Below are 20,037 nucleotides of genomic sequence, written 5' to 3' on the forward strand. Positions count from 1 at the left end.
CTTCTGTTCGCTATAAATGACAATAAATTCTGCACACTTACTTAGCGGTAGGCGGCCGGGTCGCCCGAGTCGGTGGGGGCGGCAATCGCCTTTTTCAGCGCAGGGCTCATCGGCAGCTGGAGAGGTGCGAACCACTTGCGGTAGATCTGCTGCACTTCGCCGGACTTGAACAGCGCGACGATGGCTTCGTCCACCAGTTTCTTGAACTCGGGGTCGTTCTTGCGCACCAGGATCCCGTACGGCTGCACCGGCAAGTCGGTGGCGACGATGGCATACATGCCCGGGTCCTTGGCGGCGGCGACCAACCCGTGCAGAAGCACATCGTCCATCACGAACGCGAGCGCGCGGTCGGCCTCGACCAGCGAAAACGCTTCGGCGTGATCCCTGCCCGGAATGATGTGCAGGTCGAGCCCCTGCGCCTGGGCGGTTTCCCCCAGCGCGTTGATGGCCGTGGTGCCGGCCGTCGAGACGACGGTCGAGCCCTTGAGCGCTTGCAGCGAATCGATGCGGGCTGCCTTTTTCGCGACCAGGCTGGTGGCCGCGACGAAGGTCGTCACTGAAAACGCCACCTCCTTTTGCCGCTCGAGCGTGTTGGTGGTCGAGCCGCATTCAAGGTCGACGATGCCGTTGAGCATGAACGCGCTGCGGTTGGCGGAGGTGACCGGGCGCAGCATCACTTCCAGGCCGGGCGCCTTGAGCCGGGTGCGGATGGCGTCGACGATGCGATAGCACAGTTCGATCGAATAGCCGGTCGGCCGCTGCTGCTTGTCGAGATAGGAAAACGGGATCGATTTGTCGCGAAAGCCAATGCTGATGACGCCCGTTTCCGCGATTTTTCGCAAGGTCGGCGACTCCTGCGCCGCGCCATGGGGGGCGAGCGGGAGCAGTGCGGCAAATGCGAAGAGCAGGTGTCTGGTGTTCACGTCGTTTTTTCCTTACGGCCCGGGAATTCCAGCCGTCGCATGACACAATATTCCCATGAACAGGTGGCAACGACAATGCTTATGCAAAATTCACATGGGAGGCGATGACGCGCTGGGCAGTAAGAACAACGGGAGCTCCGGGTTCATTGCTGGGCGTGGTGTCAAACGCTATTCTTCGATGCCAGGGTGGCCGTTGAGCATAAATCCTTGGTTGAATGGGGGCGATAGTGTCAAACTCCTTTATTCGGCGACAATCTGTTGTGAAAAAACAATAAAGTCGGACACAAAACAATAAAGTGAGACCCAAGGCGCCGAGGCGGACATGCGTATGGAACTTCCGCTTTCGTCAAAAGCGGTCATCCGCTAAGCTTTCGACTGTAGCGCTACTTATCCATCAACACCTCTTCCTGGATCGATATGAATTTACCTGCAACTGCTTCGGAACTTTACGCTGAAGCTAAAGGAGCCACCTGCCCGGTTTGTGGAAGCGGTGAGCTTGATCGAGCACCGCCTTCATCCTCAGAAAAGGGTTCGATTATTGTTTGGGTTGGCTGCGCTACTTGCCGACATGTGTGGTTGGAACATTATCGATTGACAGGCTTCAGTGACCTTCAGCTAACAAACCGTCCAGCAGACATATCTACACTTTATCCATTGGGAAGCGCAGAGTAGAGCGCGCGCATACAGGTCCGCTTCGGGGGCGGTACCGGCAGGTCATGTGCAGTCTGCTACTTTTTCAGTTCGGCAACCTGTTATGCTGACGCGAACGGCAGAGATCGGCCAGAAGTGGTCGATCGTGGACCGTGGCGTCAAACAGCACGTTCTTACCTCAGGCCGGATGACGATGTATATTGGCGAGTTGGAAGTGTTTCGAATTACGCGTATCGCTGCGCACGGTACGGGGCGATCGCCCGGCAGCTGCCGCGACAGTACTTGATTCAACAATGCTGGAGGTGTCGATGGGGCTTGCTTTTTTGCCGTGGGAACGACTACCAGCATGGCTTACTGGGCCGATCTTGGTCCTAGCCGGTGTGTTTATCCTATTTCAAGCAGAACCGTATTCATGGGAGCAGGGGGAGGCGGTAGCGATGGTCGTTGGCGGCGTCTGGATGTTCGTTTCCGGCGTCAGGACACTGCTTGCGGAGCCGGACACGGTGCCGCAGGTCAACCGTATTAGGCCGGCGCATCCGGGCGTTCCCGACTACGCAAGGTACTCCGAGCGCGAGCTGCGCCAGGTACTCACGCGGATTGATCGCGAGCGCTTCCCCGGTCGCGTCAACGAGATTGAAACGCGGCTAGCGGTGCTGGAATTCCAACGGGACCAGCCAATCGGTCCGTGAGCGCAGCGCCGGCCTGTTCGGCGTCATCGATGCTAGCAATGTCGGCAATTGTCGCGCGACGTTTTCGGGCTGCACCCGCCTTTCAGGGTGGTTTCTCACGGTCGAGTACAATCGACAGGTGTCGGCCAAAAGCGGACCCTCACTAGCTAAGGAACTATGCGATTACAAATTGCTATTATTGCACTAGGTCTAGCAGTGACGAACGCGTTTGGATGTCAACCTCTGGGACAAAAATATTGGGTGGACTCGCCACGTCGAGTTAAACAGAACTTTGACAACGCGCAATTTGTCGTCGTGGCCACGGTAATAGACGTGAGAACAGTAACCGAGTCTGCGCGGCTTGACCCAAATTTTAAGATGGAACTCGAACGCGCTCAATTTCGCGTGGATCGGACTTTCAAAGGGAAGCTGAAGCCAGGTGACATTTTCACGATAGATTCGGGCAGAAACACGTGCGCGCGAGGCGTACGCGATCAAGAATGGGTTCGACCGCGACAAGATCCGTCAAAGAATCAGAACTATCCTAGGCAATGGGTCATTTATCATACTTCTTATCCAGAAATTGCTGGGTCACCTATGCAGCCGCCGTCGTTCGAGATAACGGTCTCACCATTGAGTAGGCCTGTTCAAGAGGCGGGCTACGACATTAAAGTTCTGGAGTCGCTCAGTAGACATTAAGCGCGCTGCAAAATACCGGTACACCGAGCCATCCGAACGTCTGCAACGGGGCGTAAGCTGCCATTCAACGCGTAGGCTTCCTTTACAGTTAGCGCGAGCACGTCGTCGTCGAATGCGAGCCAGCTCGGTCGATTGCAAGCACGTTTGCAAATAGCATGAGCACGGCCATACCGTCAGTCGCAATTAATTCGAGCCGGAAAACACGTCAAATGCGAGCAAGGCCCTTTTCAGACGCAAGCCGCTACAACTAATGATAGCCGAGCGCCTGGCCCGGTGCGGCCGGCGGTACCCGATTCGCCGAGACCATATTGAAGTGCAGCAGGATGTTATTTGGCTTCTCTTGCGAGACGACGGAACTGACCCAGCCGATTGGATTGGTCGAGAGGCTATTGTCGGCGGGCAGCACGCAGACGAAATAGTTGTCGTCATCACCATCATCCTCATGGTTGACGTGCGCCCAGTGCCAGCCGAATTCGCGCACATATTGTTCCCCGAGCAGCACGCCCAGAGCAACGGTCGCATCCTCGTCCAGCACCTGGCCTTCGTCGCGCACGTGAGCGGCCTTTTCCTTGATCATGCGGACGATCTCGGCCGGCGCCGCGCCTTGGTCGATTCCAATGGCGTCGGCACCGATCTGTTGAAACTCCTTGATTTCGCTGGCCAGTTCAAGTGGCAATGGGCGGATTTGGGGCATGGGTTGAGGTACTACGTTGATGGAAAACCAGTATTGTAATGCCGTCAACTCAGTCGGGCCCGTATTGTTAGCACGTAAGCGACCACGCGGCGGCGCAGTTGCGTCGGCCGCCGAGGTCATGCAAGTCCGACCTGAACGGATTCGCGGGGAACATCTTCTTCCAGATCCGTGGCGTGAGCTGATTCACTAGTGACGCCGGGTGCTCGCCAACCCCTCTGTGCCAGAAGCGGTCAGTCGTGACCCAGCTCAATCTTAAACCACACTTCGGATGAGTTTTGTAAAATTTCGTAAGTCCGGTTTGGGGCGGCAGTTGCCGATGAAGCCTCCACACCGTAACCGTCGAGTACAATCGGCAGAGGCCGGCCAATCGCGTATGGTCTCGGATAATATATTTATCTCCTATTTAGCCAGGTTCTCAACAACAAAACGCTGTGAAAGCTATCGATGCATGACCTCAAAGATAACGCAGCTCTAACAGTCGAGCTAGTGGTCGCATTCGCAAAGGAAGTCGCCACAATCAACCCAACTTGGCAGCGCGCCTTCCTTCGTATCGCCAAGAGCACTGGAGTTGCTGAAGCAAAAGCGTCCTATGTCGGACTAACCGGGACAAGCATTGTCAACGTTTTGGAACACAAAATCTTCTTCCACTGGGTGACCGAAACCGCTGCACTACTATTTGAAACGCTGGAAGCGACACGGCCTGTTAAGGTAGCACTGGTCGTGCTCAATCCTGATCTTTCGTACGAACTGACTTACGAATATTCTGACCCGGAGCGGTGGACGATCAGCAAGTTCAATGGTGGAACTGGGGTGCCTTCTGGCCTTTGAGTGAATGTCTGCAATGGGGCGCTACCGGCCGTATACTAAACGCCGAGTTCAGCCAAAACCGAGCAGGCGTGACTAGATCATTCAGCAACACTAACAGATGTGAAGGATGCGATGCCGACGCAAATAAGGTTCTGGGATGGGCTCCTATTCTGCCTGTGCTGTCAGCTAGGCACGTGTGCGTGGGCTCAGTTAGCAGTCACCGCGACTGCACCGGAAGTCGTGCGCACGAAAGAAGTGCTGAACGAGGCACTCGCGTCAAGCAAGCCGACGCCACTGGACGCGCTGACGGCCTACGGCAAGCGCGAGGCCATCCGGCAAATGCAGTGGAGTGGAAATGGGCTGGTCGGGTTCGGTACCGCGCCCCTGATCCGTGAGCTCAACCATGAGCAACTTGCTGCGGTTCTGCGCTTCCTCGATGCAGAAAACTACCTGCCCATGCTGGAAAAGAAGCTGGTCGGCCCCCCACTGCGCCTTTCCCCGCCATTCGCGCAGGTGGAGCAAGACCTGCAATCGCTCCGGAAATTCGCGGATGCGGACAATACGCGGCGCGCCGAAGTCACGGCGCCGGCAACCGAGACAGGCGCGCCGGCAGTCCTGCGGCGTTACCAGGAATTGTTCGGAGCGCGCTTGAACCCCGCAACGCTGACAATTCAACCTCTTGGCGATCTCTTGCCCCTATTCGACGCCGCAAGCCTAGCAGCCACCGGCAACCCGGCGTCACCAGCGCTCGACGACATGCTGCGGGTGCACCGTGAATTCACTGCACGTGGTATCGATACCCGCCGAACGCTTGATGACAGCATGCTTTACGCCATGTTAGCAGCACGCCGATTCGAGCAGGCAGGCGCCTTTGTCTCCATCCGGCCACACATCGCGGATTTGCCCATTCCTCAGGTAGTCGATCCGCTCGGCCCGAGTTTTAAGGGCCGAAGCGTGTTCGCATACGACGCGGTGCGTAATTCCTTGACCCGAATTTCCCTGCCGCTTCAGTCCGGAAAGGAACTCGTAATGGTCGTCGGCGCCGGCTGCCATAATTCGACCAACGCCCTGCAAGCCGTCCACGACGATGCCGCACTCCAGGCCCGGTTGCATGGAGTAAATGTCGTGCTGGTCACAGCACCGAGTGCCCCCATCGAGACGCAACTAATCACGGAATGGAACGCGGCCAATCCCACGATGCCAATACGCGTGCCTTACAGCGGACAGGAATGGCAGGCAATTGAAGTAACCGGAATTCCGTCCTTCTATCTACTTAGCAAAGGCAAAGTGGTCGACCGGCGTATCGGCTGGCCGGCAGAAGGCAAGGCGGAGCTCGCCAAGCTGATCGACGCAGCCACTAAATAGGAACGACAGTCCCGTCAATTTCACCCCAATACAACAGGTGCTGCCGAATGGATTGATTTAGGGCGTCGCCGTTCAGCTACTGACGATTGTTGAGCGACCGTCCGCAATGGGGCGGCAGCTGCCGAGATCGAACCATACCGCAGCCGTCGAGTACAATCGGCAGCTGTCGGCCAGGAGCAGTCCTTCGCCGACCTCGGCCAACTTTGAATCTTACTTATGAACCAACTGACTTGGGACGATCTATTCGTTGATGCATCACTACTCGACTTCCACGCACTGCTCTCGGAATGGTCAGGACTGAAGGTTGGCCAGATTCGCCCGATAGGCGCTTCGGCGTTTGGCGACCTCTTTTTCGAGCATAGGTCAGGCGAGGTGGTGAGGCTGGATGTGCTCGAAGGCGGCCTGCATCCGGTTGCGACCGACCTACGGCAGTTTGGCGAGTTGATGAATACCCTTGAATGGCAGGAGCAGAATCTGCTAAGTCGAGGGATCGCCTTGCTCAATGAGAAAGGAATTTGTCGTGGGCCAGGCCAATTCTTCGGGTTCGCGCCTCATCCTTCATTGGCGGGGAAGGTCGAATGGTCGCGTGTAGTGCCGTTAGATGCCGTCGTCTGGATTCGATCTGTGCGCAGATTTTGGGCACTTTACCTCCACAACAGTCCGTGTTGCCCGAAGTACCCTCCACGCGGCCGTCATAAAAGCTTGGGAAGGTTTAACGCGAAGGTCAGCTATGGGTCGGTACCAGCCGGTCATGTGCAGTCTGCCACTTTTTCAGTTCGGCAACCTGTTATGCTGACGCGAACGGCCGAATTCGGCCAAAAGCGGACATCACAAGATCAAATCAATCCAGTATCGGTAGCGCAAAATCAAACCGGGTGTGGATCTGGGGAGCAATTGTCACATTTTGACGTGTATCGGCTGGTACAATTGCTCGTTATAGGTGTGTTGCCTACGCTAATGTAAGGGGACACGTATGTCCACGCAACTCCAAAATCCGACTCTCCATCAATCTCATCCTCCATCTCATTTCGTACGCTTCTACCAAGACGAGGTCACGCTTCTGAGCGAAGTTGCCGAGTTCATTGAGCAGGGATTGCGCACTAGTGGCACGGCAATTGTCATTGCTACCAACGATCACATAATCGCGTTACAAGATCAGCTGCAAGGGCTGGCTTCCTTGAACGGCGAGGAACAACCCCTAAAGCACCTGATCGTCCTGAATGCGGAAGACACGCTACCGCTGTTCATGGTCGACGACTGGCCGGACGAGCGACTGTTTGACCGCACGGTCGGCAGTGTCGTCCGCAGTGCCTGTGATTCTGGAACAGTAGTTCACGCGTTTGGTGAAATGGTCGCTGTACTATGTTCCCGCGGCCTGTATAACGCAGCAGTGCGGCTTGAAGAACTGTGGAACAGCTTGGCTCGGGAATGCCGATTTGCGCTTTTTTGTGCCTACCCATGGCAACAATTTTCGAGGGTCGGAGACGCTGCTGCGTTTCAACGCATTTGCTTCGCGCATGACCATGTCTGTCCTTCGACCCAGGCTCTAGAGAAGAGCAATCCAGATGTGTCTCGACAGCTCGCCATCCTGCAGCAGGAGAATCATGCCCTGCGCTGTGAGGTTGTCCGAGGCAGAGAAGCGGAAGCGACACTGCAGAACCGCGAGCGGGAATTAATGGACTTCCTAGAGAACGCTGCCGAAGCCCTGCACCGCGTTGGACCAGACGGTACGATCCTCTGGGCCAACAAGGCCGAACTAGCGATGCTCGGTTACCGATGGGATGAATATGTGGGGCATCACATCTCGGAGTTCCATACCGACTCCGATGTCATCGCGTCCATCCTGACTCGACTGCAGCAAGGACAAACTTTGCTTGACGAGCCAGCGCGGCTAAATCGCAGGGACGCCTCAATCCAGCATGTGGTCATCAGTTCAAACGGTTGCTTCGAGAATGGCCGCTTGCGCTACACCCGTTGTTTCACACGCGACGCGACCGAACGCCACTTGCTGGTACAACTGCACCGTGAGCGAGAAGTCTTGGTAACAAAACTCTCCGAAGCCAACCGTGCGAAGGACGAATTCCTTGCGATGCTCGGCCATGAATTGCGAAATCCGCTCGCGCCTGTCAGCGCAGCTGCAGAGGTGCTCAAAATCGTCGCGAACGATCCTGAACGGGTGCAACATGTGGCTGGTGTCATCAAGCGGCAAGTACGGCACATGACTGGCCTGGTTGACGATTTGCTTGACGTCGCTAGGGTCACGCGGGGTCTGATCGCTCTCGACACGTCCGTGCTCGATCTTCGTGCGATCTTAACTGATGCCGCAGAGCAGATTGCCTCGCGTGTCCAAGCTAACAATCAAAGCTTGCAGCTCGACATCCCGCGCGAACCAGTGCTTGTCATGGCCGACCGCAAACGCATCGTCCAGGTTGTGGCTAACATCCTCGTCAACGCCAACAAGTTCACACCAAATGGCGGCACCATCAATATGCGCTTACGTGCCGATATGGGCGAAACAGAATTGATCGTGTCAGACACAGGCATTGGCATGGATGCGGAACTATTGGCACACGTATTCGACCTGTTCGTGCAGGGGCGTCGTACGCCCGACAGAGCTCAGGGCGGGCTAGGTCTCGGACTCGCCTTGGCGAGGAGTTTGGTGGAGCTACACGGAGGGTCGATCACTGCTGCCAGCAAGGGTATCGGTATGGGAAGTACATTTACAGTCCGCTTGCCGCAGTTGTCGAACGATCTTGGCAATGCAGATAATGAGCGAAGTGGACCCAAACTCGTCCCAATCCTTGGATAGCGCAGCAAATGTCGCCTGTCTTGGGCCACACCGATCAGGTGGCAGACTGAAGTGACCAATATTCCCGGAATACAAGCGCGACATCCACCCATTGGGCAGTAAACTGATCCTTGCGAATGCGCACACAAACTTTCAACAGTGAACGCAAATGATCACTTCCTAGTCCGCGCGAATGTCCGGTTTGGGGCGGCAGCGGCCTGCCGTGTGCAGTCTGCGACTTTTTCAGTTCGGCAACCTGTTATGCTGATGCGAACGGCAGAGTTCGGCTAGAAGCGTCATATGGGATCGAAAAAAATGGAATGTGTTGCCGTACATGAAAACTAAAGCGCTGCTGATCAGCACCGATGAAGATGAAGGCGGCCTCGCGCTGCTGTCGATAAACGGCAACGAAGTAGGTGCGATGAATTGTCTAGGGTATGGTCACACAGCGTACCCCAAGATTGGATCGCTCTTCGAGCCTGCCTTCACGTGCCTATTCGACGAGGACCCCAATGTGAACTGGGATTCTGTATTTGGAGGCAACCCAGCCCAAGAGAAGCGTTTGCACAGTACCGGTGAATGGAGCTACCAGGCACTTGGTCAAATTGTGGAAATCAAAGATGATTTCACGGCGCTTGCAGACTGTGGCGGATGTCTACTTCCTCTCCCAATCCCAATGTACGATCCCGAGTTTATCGGGGCGTATGTAGGCTTCGATGTGAGGCGGCTCTCTGTGGGGAGCAATTAGAAACTTGACTCCTTAATTTCTAAATTGCGGACGGATGCTGCTTTCGGCCAACAGCGGCCACTGGCCGAAGAACGTCAGCTCGGGCAGCCGGCTAGTCAGCAACCCTGCCAGTCTCCGCTAGTCGCTTGAGCGATGCCAAGGTGATTGGAAGCCCAGTACGCAACGGATTACCGACGATACGGCCCAGCAGAAAAGACAATGCACCGGAAAAAGTAACTCTATGGACGACTTCGGTACCGGTAGCGGTGACGTTGAGCTCGTGCTCAAACACCATACGGAAGAGTGGAATTTGCGAGTCGACAGTGAACGACTTGTTGGGAACCACCGAGATGAAATTCATTGGCACAGTGATTCCTTTCGGCGGAGTGATTTTGCCTTTGCTCCCGGTCTGGAATGGCCCGTCAATCGACGCCTCTTTGGTATCTGGGTCCCATGTTTTCCAGTTAGAGACATCCGCGTAAATCTCGAATATTTTTTCGGGTGGCACAGAGATTTCGACTCGACTTTCCACTTGCATTCGGAGCTCCTGTTTAGTCAACAAATTACATAACTCATTCTACGAGTTCAGCGGCACGTTTGCAAAGGGGCGGCTTCAGCCGCCCAGATCCCTATGAGCTGGGTCAAGATGCTTCGAGGCAATTCATTTGAATTTCAGGATGGGCGACATCGAGCTTGGTGGATCGCCCTGCGCCATCCGGAATTCGTGCCGCTGTTGGTTCCGGCAAAGCAGCATGCCAGGTTCGAAACTTTTTTCCAGTCCTGCTAGCGTCTCCCGCTGACAGACATCGAGGGCAACTTGCTGGTGCTTGCCTCTGTCGCGTTGCCGGGCACAGGCGTCGTGGCGGTGGCTCTGAAGCCAACACTGCGTGGTTGGACAACAAAACAGAAGGTTCCATGAACAGCAAGGTCATGATCATCACCGGCGGCGGACGCGGAATTGGCGCGGCAACTGCCTTGAAGGCGGCAGCGCGCGGCTATGCCGTCTGCGTCAATTATTTGAAGGATGCTGCAGCCGCGCAAGCAATCGTCGGGCAGATTCACGCCGCCGGCGGCACCGCCATCGCGGTGGCGGCCGATGTCAGCGACGAAGACGAGGTCGTGCGGCTGTTTCGCAGCGTCGACGAGCAGCTCGGCACGGTCAGCGCGCTGGTCAATAACGTGGGCGTGCTTGAAAACAAGATGCGCATCGTGGAGATGGACATGGCGCGCCTGAACCGCATATTTTCAAGCAACATCACCAGCCAGTTCCTGTGCGCGCGCGAGGCCGTGCGGCGCATGTCGCGCAACAATGGCGGCGCGGGCGGGGCCATTGTGAATGTGTCGTCGGCTGCCTCGCGTCTGGGGGCGGCCGGGGAATATGTCGACTATGCCGCTTCCAAGGGCGCGATCGACACCTTCACGACCGGGCTGTCGCTGGAGGTCGCCAGCGAGGGGATCAGGGTCAACTGCGTGCGGCCGGGATTCATTTATACCGACATTCATGCCAGCGGCGGCGAGCCCGGCCGGGTGGACCGCTTGCGCTCCATGATCCCCATGCAACGCGGCGGGCAGGCCGACGAAGTGGCCTACGCCATCTTGTGGCTGCTCTCCGACGAAGCATCCTATGTCACCGGCTCGTTTCTCGATATTGCCGGCGGCAGATGAGGCCACCGCCGGGGTTGTGGACATCCGGCCCCACGCGTGGGGCGCTCGTTCAATGGGCGCCGGCGTCGAAAAGTTCATTCGCGGCCAAGCCACGCCTGCCGGCCAGGGGCAGGACCAGGGCATGATCGACGACCGTGCGACGCAGATGGAAAAACAGTAAGGGCGCTTGCCGATGAACCGTACCGCGACATTCCCATTCACCCGGTCCCCCGATTCCTTCTGGCTCATTTGCCCGGCGGGCGAGGCTGGCATGACGGTTCGGCCCTATGTGTCGCAATGGGGAGAAACCGGGGAACTGCTGTGCCATGCCGGCGGTGTGCTGATGGGCAGGCTGCTGTCACGTCACGCCGACCCGGCCGATGTGCTGACCATCGCTTTGCTTCCCCGCCTGGACCGCATGCGTCCCTACGACTGGCCGAGCGCCGATGACTTCCTTCACGCCTTGTTGCGCATCCTGCGGCAGGTTCCCACGGCCATGCTGTCGTGCGAGCGCGATACCGACCAGGCAGGGATCGACCATCTCGCCAGCTACGGCGAGGTGGAACAGGCGCTCCAGCTGCTCATGCGGTATTGCCGGGATGACGGCGACGTCTGCCCGAATTTCATCTATCCCCGGCCGGCGCTTGCGTAAAAACGCCGTTAGCGCCAGGCAGGGTCGATTGCGGCCTGCCGTGCCGGCACGGCGCCGGATGCTGGCGGAGCGCTTGACGCAGGTGCTTACAGGGCGTTGAGCGCCTGCAAGGCCGACGCATCGAGGCGCAGGCCGCCCGCCGCCACATTCTCGCGCAGATGCGCCACCGACGAGGTGCCCGGTATCACCAGGATATTCGGCGCGCGCTGCAGCAGCCACGCCAGCGCCACCTGCATCGGATTGGCGTCCATCGCCGCCGCCACCTCGTTCAGGACGCCCGATTGCAGCGGCGAAAATCCGCCCAGCGGGAAAAACGGCACGTACGCGATGCCCTGCGCCGCCAGCGTGTCGATCAGCGCATCGTCGCCCCGATGGACCAGGTTGTAGTGATTCTGCACGCAGACGATCTCGGTTACTTGCTGCGCTTCGGCCACCTGCCGCGCATTGACGTTACTCAGTCCGATATTGCGGATCAGCCCATCTTTCTTCAAGGCGGCCAGCACCGCCAGCGCTTCGCCGATCGATGACCCATCGGCGCCTTCCAGACCCGGCGCGCGAAAGTTCACCACGTCGAGCGCGTCCAGTCCCAGGTTCTTCAGATTGCTGTGCACGGCGTCGCGCAGTTGCGCCGGCGACGCCGCCGGAAGCCACGACTGGTCCTCGCCGCGCAGAAAGCCGATCTTGCTCACAATCGTCAGCTCGTCGCGGTACGGATGGAGCGCTTCGCGAATGAGTTGGTTGGTCACATGCGGGCCGTAAAAGTCGGCCGTGTCGATATGGTTGATCCCCAGTTCAACCGCCTCGCGCAGCACGGCCACGGCGGCGGCGCGGTCTGCCGGCGGACCCCACACATGCGGGCCGGCCAGTTGCATGGCGCCGTAACCGATGCGGTTGAAATGACGCTCGCAGTGGGCCGGCGTGAATTGGTGTTGGGAAGGCGAATAGGTGTTCACAGAAAATCCTTGGCTGGGGTTGGATGGATGTGCGACCTGCGCGTCGCTTGCAGGTCGACACATGCACACAGTCTAGCGGGGATCATTGCATGTGATAATCGGGGTAATCGCGCACGGGCTGTACACAATTGCGCACAATGAGGATGGCACCGATGAGCACAGAACTCCCTTCCATGGCCGATTTGTCGACCTTTGCGCTGGTTGCGCAGCACTGCGGCTTTCGCCAGGCCGCGCGCGCCAGCGGACAGTCGGCCTCGGCCTTGAGCCAGGCGGTACGGCGGCTGGAAACGCAACTCGGCATCCGCTTGCTGGAGCGCACCACCCGCAGCGTGGCGCCGACCGCAGCCGGCGCACTGCTGCTGGGCCGTTTGCAACCGGCCCTGATGCAGGTCGCCAGCGCGCTCGATGTACTCAACGAGCTGCGCGACAGTCCGCGCGGCGCCTTGCGCCTGAACGTGCCGGTCAGCGCGGCGCGCCATTTCCTGCAGCCGATGCTGAGCCGCTTCATGGAACTGTATCCGGACATCATGCTCGACATCGTGGTCGACAACAATTTTGTCGACCTGGTCGCCAGCGGCTGCGACGCCGGGATTCGCTACGGCGAGCGCCTGGAGCAGGACATGATCGCCTTGCCGATCGGCCCGCGCACCGAACGCTTCGCCCTGGCCGCCGCGCCCGCCTACCTGGCGCGGCGCGGCGTGCCGCAACATCCGCGCGAGCTGTTGCAGCACGCCTGCCTGCGCGGCAAGTTCCTCAGCGGCCTGGTGTATCCATGGGAGTTCGGGCGCGACGGCCAGACCCTCACCGTCGACCCGGGCGGGCCGCTGATCGTCACGCCCACCGTGGCCGACCTGGCGGTGCATGCCGCCGTGGCGGGGCACGGATTGATCTACCTGTTCGAAGACTGGCTGGCGCCTTACCTGGCGTCGGGCCAGCTGCAGCCGGTGCTGCCAGAATGGTGGCTGCGTTTTCCCGGCCCGTTTTTATACTACGCGGGCCGGCGCCACCTGCCCGCGCCCTTGCGCGCTTTCATCGACTTCGTCCAGTCGCCTCCGCCGGCTGCGTCCCCAGGCCTGGCGACCGGTTCCGCATAAGCGGGCGATACGCTATCGGCGCTGCTTACCACGCCAGTGCGGCAGAAGCATCTTCCTTCATCGCGTTGTCGAAGTCTTCCCGGCACTCTTGCACTGTCCCGAACGTACCGCATACCGCCTGCTGCAATTGATCGTCAATGCTGTTGAAGGTATCGAAACGATCGGTGAATTCGAACATGCTCGTGACCATCATCGCCTTGAGAAGCGTGCTGTCGAGGTCGGCGTCGGCCGATTGCATGTGCTCCCTAAGCACGCCGAGCAAGGCCCGGCAGGCCAGATCCGGATCCCCTTCGCCTTGCACCGCTTTCAGATCCGCAATCAGCTGCGCCAGCGGCTGTTGCCAGGATATATCGATCATCTCGCCGGGCGGTTCGTCCATCCGCTCGATCTCCGCTATCGCCCACGCCCTGGCCTGGTCGGCTTGCAGGACGCCGCTTTCCAGGCCCACGCGAAAGTAAAGTGCGGCGGTTGCCAGGGATGCTGCCATGTTGACTCCAAACAATAGATAGCTTTCATCATATCCTGCGTTCGCCGGCGGGATCCGACGCCAGCGGCGTTAGCATTTTTTACCATTTTCACCACAGTGACAATGTGTGAGATTGCCTGTAAATACGCCACCTATACTCAGTGAGTCACTTGTTCGATGTTCCCTGGAAGGATGCAACATGGACTCTCTACCCCCGCTCCCGCCCCGCTTTCAGCTGCGCCCCTTGTTCGCTGCCATTTCCCTGCTGGCGTTCAGCTGCGCCGCCCTCGCCGCCGCTCCCACCGACCCGCGCCGCGTCGCCAGCGGCCCCGGCCCGGCGGACATCGTGTTCCCTTCGATCGACCCGCCCGACATCAAGCCGGCCCGCGCCCCGGCGGTCGATCTGCGCGCCTTGCCCAAGGGCGCGCAAGTGTCCCTGCCCAGCCAGGACATGGGCCACATCTTCATGCGCGTGCCGCCCACCCTGGCCGACACCTTGTCCTCCACCGAGGTGGCCGATAAAGTGATCGCCCCGCTGCTGGCCGCGCTCAAGTTCGAAGGCGGCCTGCGCCGCTTCGGCCGGGTCCCCGAAACCGGCCTGCCGCAGGTGCGCCCGCAACTGGCCGGCGTGGCCGAGCTGCTCGCCACCGAATACCAGGGCAACGAAAAGGCCACCCGCCCGCGCACCCTCGACATGGTCGACGCCTTCCTCGGCAAGCGCGCGCCCACCGACGATGTCGAGCGCAACCTGTTGATCGCGCGCGGCCTGACCTACGCCCAGTTCAAGGCCGACATCGAGCGCCAGGAAATCACCTATCCCTTCATCCAGGTCGAAGGCGGCGTGCCGATCGAACACACCCTGCTGCTGGCCTCGCGCTGGGAAGGCCAGGGCGTCACCAGCGTGCGCGGTTCGCTCATCAACCGCTACAGCCTCGCCAACGCGCGCCCGCAAAGCGCCGAAGGGGCCGAACTGCGGGCGTACGCGGCCCTGAAAACCGTGCGCGGCATCGACAGCGTGGACGGGCGCCGCGTGAGCGATGGTCCCTCCCTGGTGCTGCTGCCGTATGGTAACGACGCCGCCGGCGGCGTCTCGCTGCGCTACGCCTGGCGCATGGTGGTCGAGGGCGTCAGCTTCGGCCGGCCGGTCCCGTTCCGGGTCTGGTCCGACGCCGCCACCGGCGCCATCCTCAAAATGCGCCCGCTGGTCTCGGACGTCACCGCCACCGGCACGGTGTGGCGGCGCGATCCCGGCACCGGCGCGTCCCAGGTGCGCAGCTTCGCGGTCGACCCGGCGGTCGGCGGCCAGTACACGCTCAAGCTGGCCGGCGTGGTCTCGCGCGTGGACCACCAGGCCGACGGCTTCGACGCCCAGGACGTGTCGGTCTCGAGCACCCTGGGCGGCAGCAGCGCCACCCTGGCCAACTTCAACCAGGCCCCGATCAACAACGGCGCCACCGGAATCTGCGCCAGCGGCGGCAACCCCGCCTTCCAGCAGGTGAACTATTTCGGCGTGTTCCACCTGAACTGGAAGCAATCGATTTCGCACGGCATCTTCACGCCCTTCCCGACCAACCCCTGGAATCCGCGCCTCGAATCGGTCTCTGCCGGCTGCAACGCCTGGTCCAGCATGGACTTCGGCGCCTGCCAGGGCTACTTCGACGCCGCCTGCCCGAACTTTTCGGATGGCACCGCGAACGCCCCCAACTACATGAACTTCGCCCACGACAACACCATCGTTGGCCACGAACTGGCGCACAACGCCGTGCAGCGCTTCACCGACGGCCGCCCGGCCAACTGGTGCGGCATCGGACCGTGCCCGATTCCCGTCGGCATGGGCTTGATGCACGACCTGGCCGACGCCTGGGCCGACCACTTCGACAACACCAACTGCACCGCCGGCTGGACCGCCAAGAACCTGGGCGGTGTCAACGCCAGCAATAACTGCCAGGGCAGCCGTGGCCATCACGAGGGCGGCGGCTTGCCGCGCCTGCACGAAGTGAGCACGCCGTTCAATCCCGCCACGCCGGGCGACCATTTCCCGGAACACCGCGACCTCGCCAGCGGCCCCTACGCCGACATGCAGATCGGTTCGGCGATCCTGTGGCAAGTGCGCGAGGGCATGCGCAGCAAGTGCCGGCCGTCCGGGCATCCGCAGTATTTCGTGCGCTTTACGCGCGCGCTCAAGAACGCCGGCCTGTCCGGGGCGGTGGGCGGCGGCGACCGTGGCATCTATAACCTGCTGCGCGACCTGGAACTCGAAATGGTCGAGCAATGGGCCACCTCCGGCCTGCCCGGCGGACCGCCGGCGTTTGCCCACAACGGCAACCACACCACCAACAAGGTGCTGGCCGGCTTCGCCAAGGGCGGCGTGTTCGCCATGCCCTCGGCCTGCATCGACAACGACCCCGGCACCTCGGACGCGGCCATCTGCCCGACCGGCGAGAACGGCGGCGACGCCGTGATCGACATGAACGACAACGATCTCGGCGACGACCTGACGGTGGACGGCATTACCCATCGCGAAACCGACTTCCTCAAGCTGGGCGGCCCGGCGCCGACCTTCCAGGTCTGGACCGGCCCGCGCTTTCGCTTTACCGGCACCGGCGCGCGCCCGGTCAGCGGCACCGCCATCTGCAACGCCAAATACATCGTCGAAGCGTCCACCGACCAGGCCTTCTCGCCCGCCTCGACCGTCAACAGCGGCTGGATCAATGTGGACCTGAACACCGCCACCCCGGCCTCGCCCGAGTGCTCCGGCACCTGGACCCCGAACGCGGCCCAGTGGACCACCTTGCAGGCCGGCGGGCATCTGACGCGCGTGTACTACCGCACCCGCACGCGCGACGCCCTGGACGCCAACGAACGCCTGTCCACCTCGCCCGGCGCCGGCCTGTGGACCGTGCCGCCGCCGTACGCCGTCATCACCACCACCGGAGGGTCCGACTACTGATGCGCACACCTTCCAAGCTGAACGGGCGACTGCTCGCCGCCCTGCTCGCCACCCTTGCCTGTGGCCAGGCCGCCGCCGCCGCTCCCGCGCCGGCGGCGCGCCGCGTGCTCGATCCGCCCCTGGCGGGCGCCGCCATGACCGTGGTTGACGGCCGCCTGTGGGTGGCCAGCCGTGGCGGCGGCCTGATCGGGTTCGAACGCGGGGCGCGCAGCATGCGCTTCGATCTTGGGCAGGGCTTGCCGTCGGCCGTGGTGCAAGAACTGGCCAGCCTGCCCGACGGCCGCCTGGCCGCCGGCACCCAGGCCGGGCTGGTCCTGCTCGACCCGCGCAATGGCGCCAGCAAGGCGATCGCGCCGCCGGGCATGGATGGGCACGACATGACGGCCGACCTGGTGCTGGCGGCCAGCCGGGGCAGCTCGGTGCTGTTCCAGCTCACCGCCCGCGAGCCCGACGGCGCCGAAGGCCAGGCCGGCGCCTCGCTGTGGCACTGGGACGGCGAGCGCGTGCAAGCGTGGGACCCGGGCCTGGGCGGGGCGCTGGTGGCCACGGCCGGCACGGTGGACCGCGGCGACGGCTGTTTCCACGTGGCCGGCATGCGGGTCGATGGCGCGGCGCAATCGCCCTGGTACGCGCGCCAGTGCGGCGCCCAGCTGCGTACCTGGCGCCTGGCCGAGGGGGCGCCCGCCGCCACGGTCGGCATTGCCGCCCTCGCCCGCGCGCCGGATGGCCGCTCCACCGCGCTGGTAATGGTCACCCAGCCGTCGGCCGACCCGGCCTCGCGCCGGCATGTGCTGATGACCCTGGACGAAGACGGCCGCCTTCATCCCCATTGCTCGCAGGCCAGCTTCAGGGAGCCGGTGACCGGACTGCTGCATTCGGGTCCCGAACTGATCGTCGCGCGCGCCGGCGCCGGCGTGCATGCGCTGGGCTGCGGCGAGCCCAGGCCCCTGTCCGACGACGCCCGCGTGAGCAACGCCACCGCCCTCATCCGTGACGCCCGCCTGGGCCTGTTGGTGGCGACCGATGCCGCTGTCTGGCAACTCGGTGCGGACGGCGCGCCGCTGGCCATGACGCCCGCGCCGGGGCGCGAAATTCCCATCGACGCCCTGCCGATGGAAGCGAAAGCGAGCGGCGATCTGGTGCTTCTCAGTTCGCCGGGCGCCGGCCCGCTGGAGCTGGCGCGCACCCCCAGCGGCTGGCGCGTGGTGCGCCAGTGGCGCGCCGGCGTCGACCTGCCGTCGGCCGTGTACGGGCCGGCCGCCTACGCCGGGCCGGACCAGGTGCTGGCCGTGCAGCTGTCGCAGGGCCTGCTGCGCCTGCGGCAAGGGCAAGCGCAAGCGGTGCCGCTCGACGCAGGCGCGTTGCCGCTCGATGTGGCGGTCACGCCCGGCGGCATCTGGATCGCGGCCGGCAGCACGCCGTTCGGCGGCGCGGCCGGCTTGCACTACCTGGGCAACGATGGGCTCACCCGCTTCGTGGCGCTGCCCGACCGCCAGGCGCAGCCGAGCGGACGCCTGCTGGCCTGGCCCGACGGGCGCATCTGGGCCGGCACGCGCATGGGCATCATCGAAGCCGATGCCAAGGGCGCTGCGCGACGCATCTCGGCGGACCGGGTCGAAGCGCTGTTTCGCAACAGCACGCGCAATATCATCGGCGCGGTCGGCGCCAGCGTGCAGCGCTGGGATGGCGAACGCATGGCGCCGGTGCTGTTTGCGATCGAGCCCAAGCCGGCCCGCGCGCTCGGGCATCCGGTCGACCTGGTCATCGACGACGCGGGCCGCTGGGTGATTCTGTTTTCAGGGGGACAAGTGATCCTGCTCGACGCGCAGTTGCGCCATGTGGCCACGCTCGACGAGCGCGCCGGCATTGCGCCGTCGAGCCGGCGGCTGCTCTACGTGCCTGGCTCGCGCGAGGTGCTCATCGGTTCGGCCAGGGAAGGGGTGTTTTCGCTGAGCTGGCCTTGAATAGCGCAGCGCTCCCTGCGCTGCTTCAATCGCAAATGTCATCTTCCGTGCCGGTAAATTTGAAACACCTCGGTTTGCGGTTGGTTCCGCCTGGTTGCCCCATGACGCACCATGGCGCGCATACAACAGCAAGAAACGGATAGATCGCCACCACCGCCTTCCCTAAGCTGGAAATCCGAATGACAACCAGCAAAAAAGGGATCGGCAAATGAACGCATTATCAGGAAAAGTGGCAATTGTGACCGGGGCCAGTTCCGGCATCGGCTATGAAACGGCCAAATTGTTCGCGCGTGAAGGCGCGCAGGTGGTCGTGAGCGCGCGCCGCCAGGCCGAATTGAACGCGCTGGTCGCCGAGATTGAAGCCGGCGGCGGCCAGGCAATCGCGGTTGCCGGCGATATCTGCGCCGAAGACACCGCGCGCGCCCTGGTCGAGGTCGCCGTCGGCCGCTTCGGCGGACTCGATATCGCCTTCAACAACGCCGGCATGACGGGCGAGAGCACGCCGCTGGCCGAGTTGTCCGTCGGCGCCTGGAACACCATCCTGGCCACCAACCTGAGCAGCGCCTTCCTGTGCGCCAAATACCAGATTCCGGCCATGCTCAAGCGCGGGGGCGGCTCCCTCATTTTTACTTCGACCTTTGTCGGCCACACGGTCGGCTTTCCGGGCATGGGGGCGTATGCGGCGAGCAAGGCCGGCCTGATCGGCCTGATGCAAGTGATCGCCGTCGAATACGGCGCGCAGGGCATCCGCGCCAATGCGCTGCTGCCCGGCGGCACCGATACGCCGATGGGGCGCGCCGTCGTCAACACCCCCGAAGCGCGCGCTTTCGTCGAAGGCCTGTATGTGCTCAAGCGCCTGGCGCAGCCGCAGGAAATCGCGCGTTCGGCGCTGTATCTGGCGTCCGACGCGTCCAGTTTCACGACCGGATCGAGCCTGCTCGTCGATGGCGGTGTGTCGATTAACCGGACTTAAGGTCTTGCAGGATTGCCAA

The 20,037-nt window shown here is 61.6% G+C and carries 17 protein-coding genes; 12 read left to right on the top strand and 5 right to left on the bottom strand.

Annotated features, from left to right (window positions below):
• Positions 1-41: 41 nt before the first annotated feature.
• Entirely contained in the window at positions 42-923 is an 882-nt protein-coding gene (locus tag F2P46_RS11845) for an amino acid ABC transporter substrate-binding protein (RefSeq protein ID WP_166889241.1), read from the bottom strand.
• A gap of 944 nt (positions 924-1,867) precedes the next feature.
• Here F2P46_RS11845 and F2P46_RS11850 point away from each other — a divergent pair.
• A complete protein-coding gene (locus F2P46_RS11850; protein WP_166889244.1) occupies positions 1,868-2,263 on the top strand; it encodes a hypothetical protein in 396 nt (131 codons plus the stop codon).
• A gap of 925 nt (positions 2,264-3,188) precedes the next feature.
• Here F2P46_RS11850 and F2P46_RS11855 read toward each other — a convergent pair.
• Positions 3,189-3,755, bottom strand: coding sequence for a hypothetical protein (locus F2P46_RS11855; protein WP_166889247.1), 567 nt, complete (start codon positions 3,753-3,755; stop codon positions 3,189-3,191).
• A gap of 324 nt (positions 3,756-4,079) precedes the next feature.
• Between F2P46_RS11855 and F2P46_RS11860 the strand changes: the two genes are divergently transcribed.
• The 5 genes from F2P46_RS11860 (at position 4,080) to F2P46_RS11880 (ending at position 9,343) form a co-directional block, all read left to right on the top strand.
• A complete protein-coding gene (locus F2P46_RS11860) occupies positions 4,080-4,463 on the top strand; it encodes a hypothetical protein (protein WP_166889250.1) in 384 nt (127 codons plus the stop codon).
• A gap of 219 nt (positions 4,464-4,682) precedes the next feature.
• On the top strand, positions 4,683-5,807 hold the full coding sequence (locus F2P46_RS11865) for a hypothetical protein (RefSeq protein WP_166889252.1): 1,125 nt from the start codon (positions 4,683-4,685) through the stop codon (positions 5,805-5,807).
• 216 nt (positions 5,808-6,023) lie between these two features.
• On the top strand, positions 6,024-6,770 hold the full coding sequence (locus F2P46_RS11870; protein ID WP_166889254.1) for a hypothetical protein: 747 nt from the start codon (positions 6,024-6,026) through the stop codon (positions 6,768-6,770).
• A gap of 10 nt (positions 6,771-6,780) precedes the next feature.
• Positions 6,781-8,616 (top strand): ATP-binding protein, encoded by a 1,836-nt coding sequence (locus tag F2P46_RS11875; RefSeq protein ID WP_166889257.1) that lies wholly within the window; start codon positions 6,781-6,783, stop codon positions 8,614-8,616.
• Positions 8,617-8,929: 313 nt separating this feature from the next.
• Entirely contained in the window at positions 8,930-9,343 is a 414-nt protein-coding gene (locus tag F2P46_RS11880; RefSeq protein WP_166889260.1) for a hypothetical protein, read from the top strand.
• A gap of 91 nt (positions 9,344-9,434) precedes the next feature.
• On the opposite strand, the gene F2P46_RS11885 is transcribed toward F2P46_RS11880, so the two are convergent.
• A complete protein-coding gene (locus F2P46_RS11885) occupies positions 9,435-9,860 on the bottom strand; it encodes an SRPBCC family protein (protein ID WP_166889263.1) in 426 nt (141 codons plus the stop codon).
• Positions 9,861-10,237: 377 nt separating this feature from the next.
• Between F2P46_RS11885 and F2P46_RS11890 the strand changes: the two genes are divergently transcribed.
• Complete coding sequence (locus F2P46_RS11890) at positions 10,238-10,987, top strand: SDR family oxidoreductase (RefSeq protein ID WP_166889266.1); 750 nt, start codon at positions 10,238-10,240, stop codon at positions 10,985-10,987.
• Positions 10,988-11,159: 172 nt separating this feature from the next.
• The gene (locus F2P46_RS11895) at positions 11,160-11,618 is read left to right on the top strand and encodes a hypothetical protein (RefSeq protein WP_166889269.1); all 459 of its coding nucleotides are present in this window, start codon (positions 11,160-11,162) and stop codon (positions 11,616-11,618) included.
• Between the two features lie 86 nt (positions 11,619-11,704).
• Here the strand turns inward: F2P46_RS11895 and F2P46_RS11900 are convergent, their stop codons facing one another.
• Complete coding sequence (locus F2P46_RS11900) at positions 11,705-12,571, bottom strand: oxidoreductase (protein ID WP_368737909.1); 867 nt, start codon at positions 12,569-12,571, stop codon at positions 11,705-11,707.
• A 152-nt stretch (positions 12,572-12,723) separates the two neighbouring features.
• On the opposite strand from F2P46_RS11900, the gene F2P46_RS11905 reads away from it, so the two are divergent.
• Positions 12,724-13,665, top strand: a complete 942-nt coding sequence (locus F2P46_RS11905) for a LysR substrate-binding domain-containing protein (RefSeq protein ID WP_166889275.1) — start codon at positions 12,724-12,726, stop codon at positions 13,663-13,665.
• Between the two features lie 25 nt (positions 13,666-13,690).
• Here F2P46_RS11905 and F2P46_RS11910 read toward each other — a convergent pair whose 3' ends face one another.
• Positions 13,691-14,152, bottom strand: coding sequence for a hypothetical protein (locus tag F2P46_RS11910; protein WP_166889278.1), 462 nt, complete (start codon positions 14,150-14,152; stop codon positions 13,691-13,693).
• Positions 14,153-14,330: 178 nt separating this feature from the next.
• On the opposite strand from F2P46_RS11910, the gene F2P46_RS11915 reads away from it, so the two are divergent.
• The 3 genes from F2P46_RS11915 to F2P46_RS11925 all read left to right on the top strand — a co-directional run bounded on the left by F2P46_RS11915 (position 14,331) and on the right by F2P46_RS11925 (position 20,018).
• Positions 14,331-17,081, top strand: a complete 2,751-nt coding sequence (locus tag F2P46_RS11915; protein ID WP_166889282.1) for a hypothetical protein — start codon at positions 14,331-14,333, stop codon at positions 17,079-17,081.
• Positions 17,081-19,045, top strand: a complete 1,965-nt coding sequence (locus F2P46_RS11920) for a hypothetical protein (RefSeq protein ID WP_166889284.1) — start codon at positions 17,081-17,083, stop codon at positions 19,043-19,045. Before F2P46_RS11915 ends, F2P46_RS11920 begins: the two co-directional genes overlap by 1 nt.
• 208 nt (positions 19,046-19,253) lie before the next feature.
• Complete coding sequence (locus F2P46_RS11925) at positions 19,254-20,018, top strand: SDR family oxidoreductase (protein ID WP_166889287.1); 765 nt, start codon at positions 19,254-19,256, stop codon at positions 20,016-20,018.
• Positions 20,019-20,037: the final 19 nt, after the last annotated feature.

Source organism: Massilia sp. CCM 8734 (genome assembly GCF_011682155.1).
Lineage (GTDB): Bacteria > Pseudomonadota > Gammaproteobacteria > Burkholderiales > Burkholderiaceae_D > Telluria_A > Telluria_A rubra.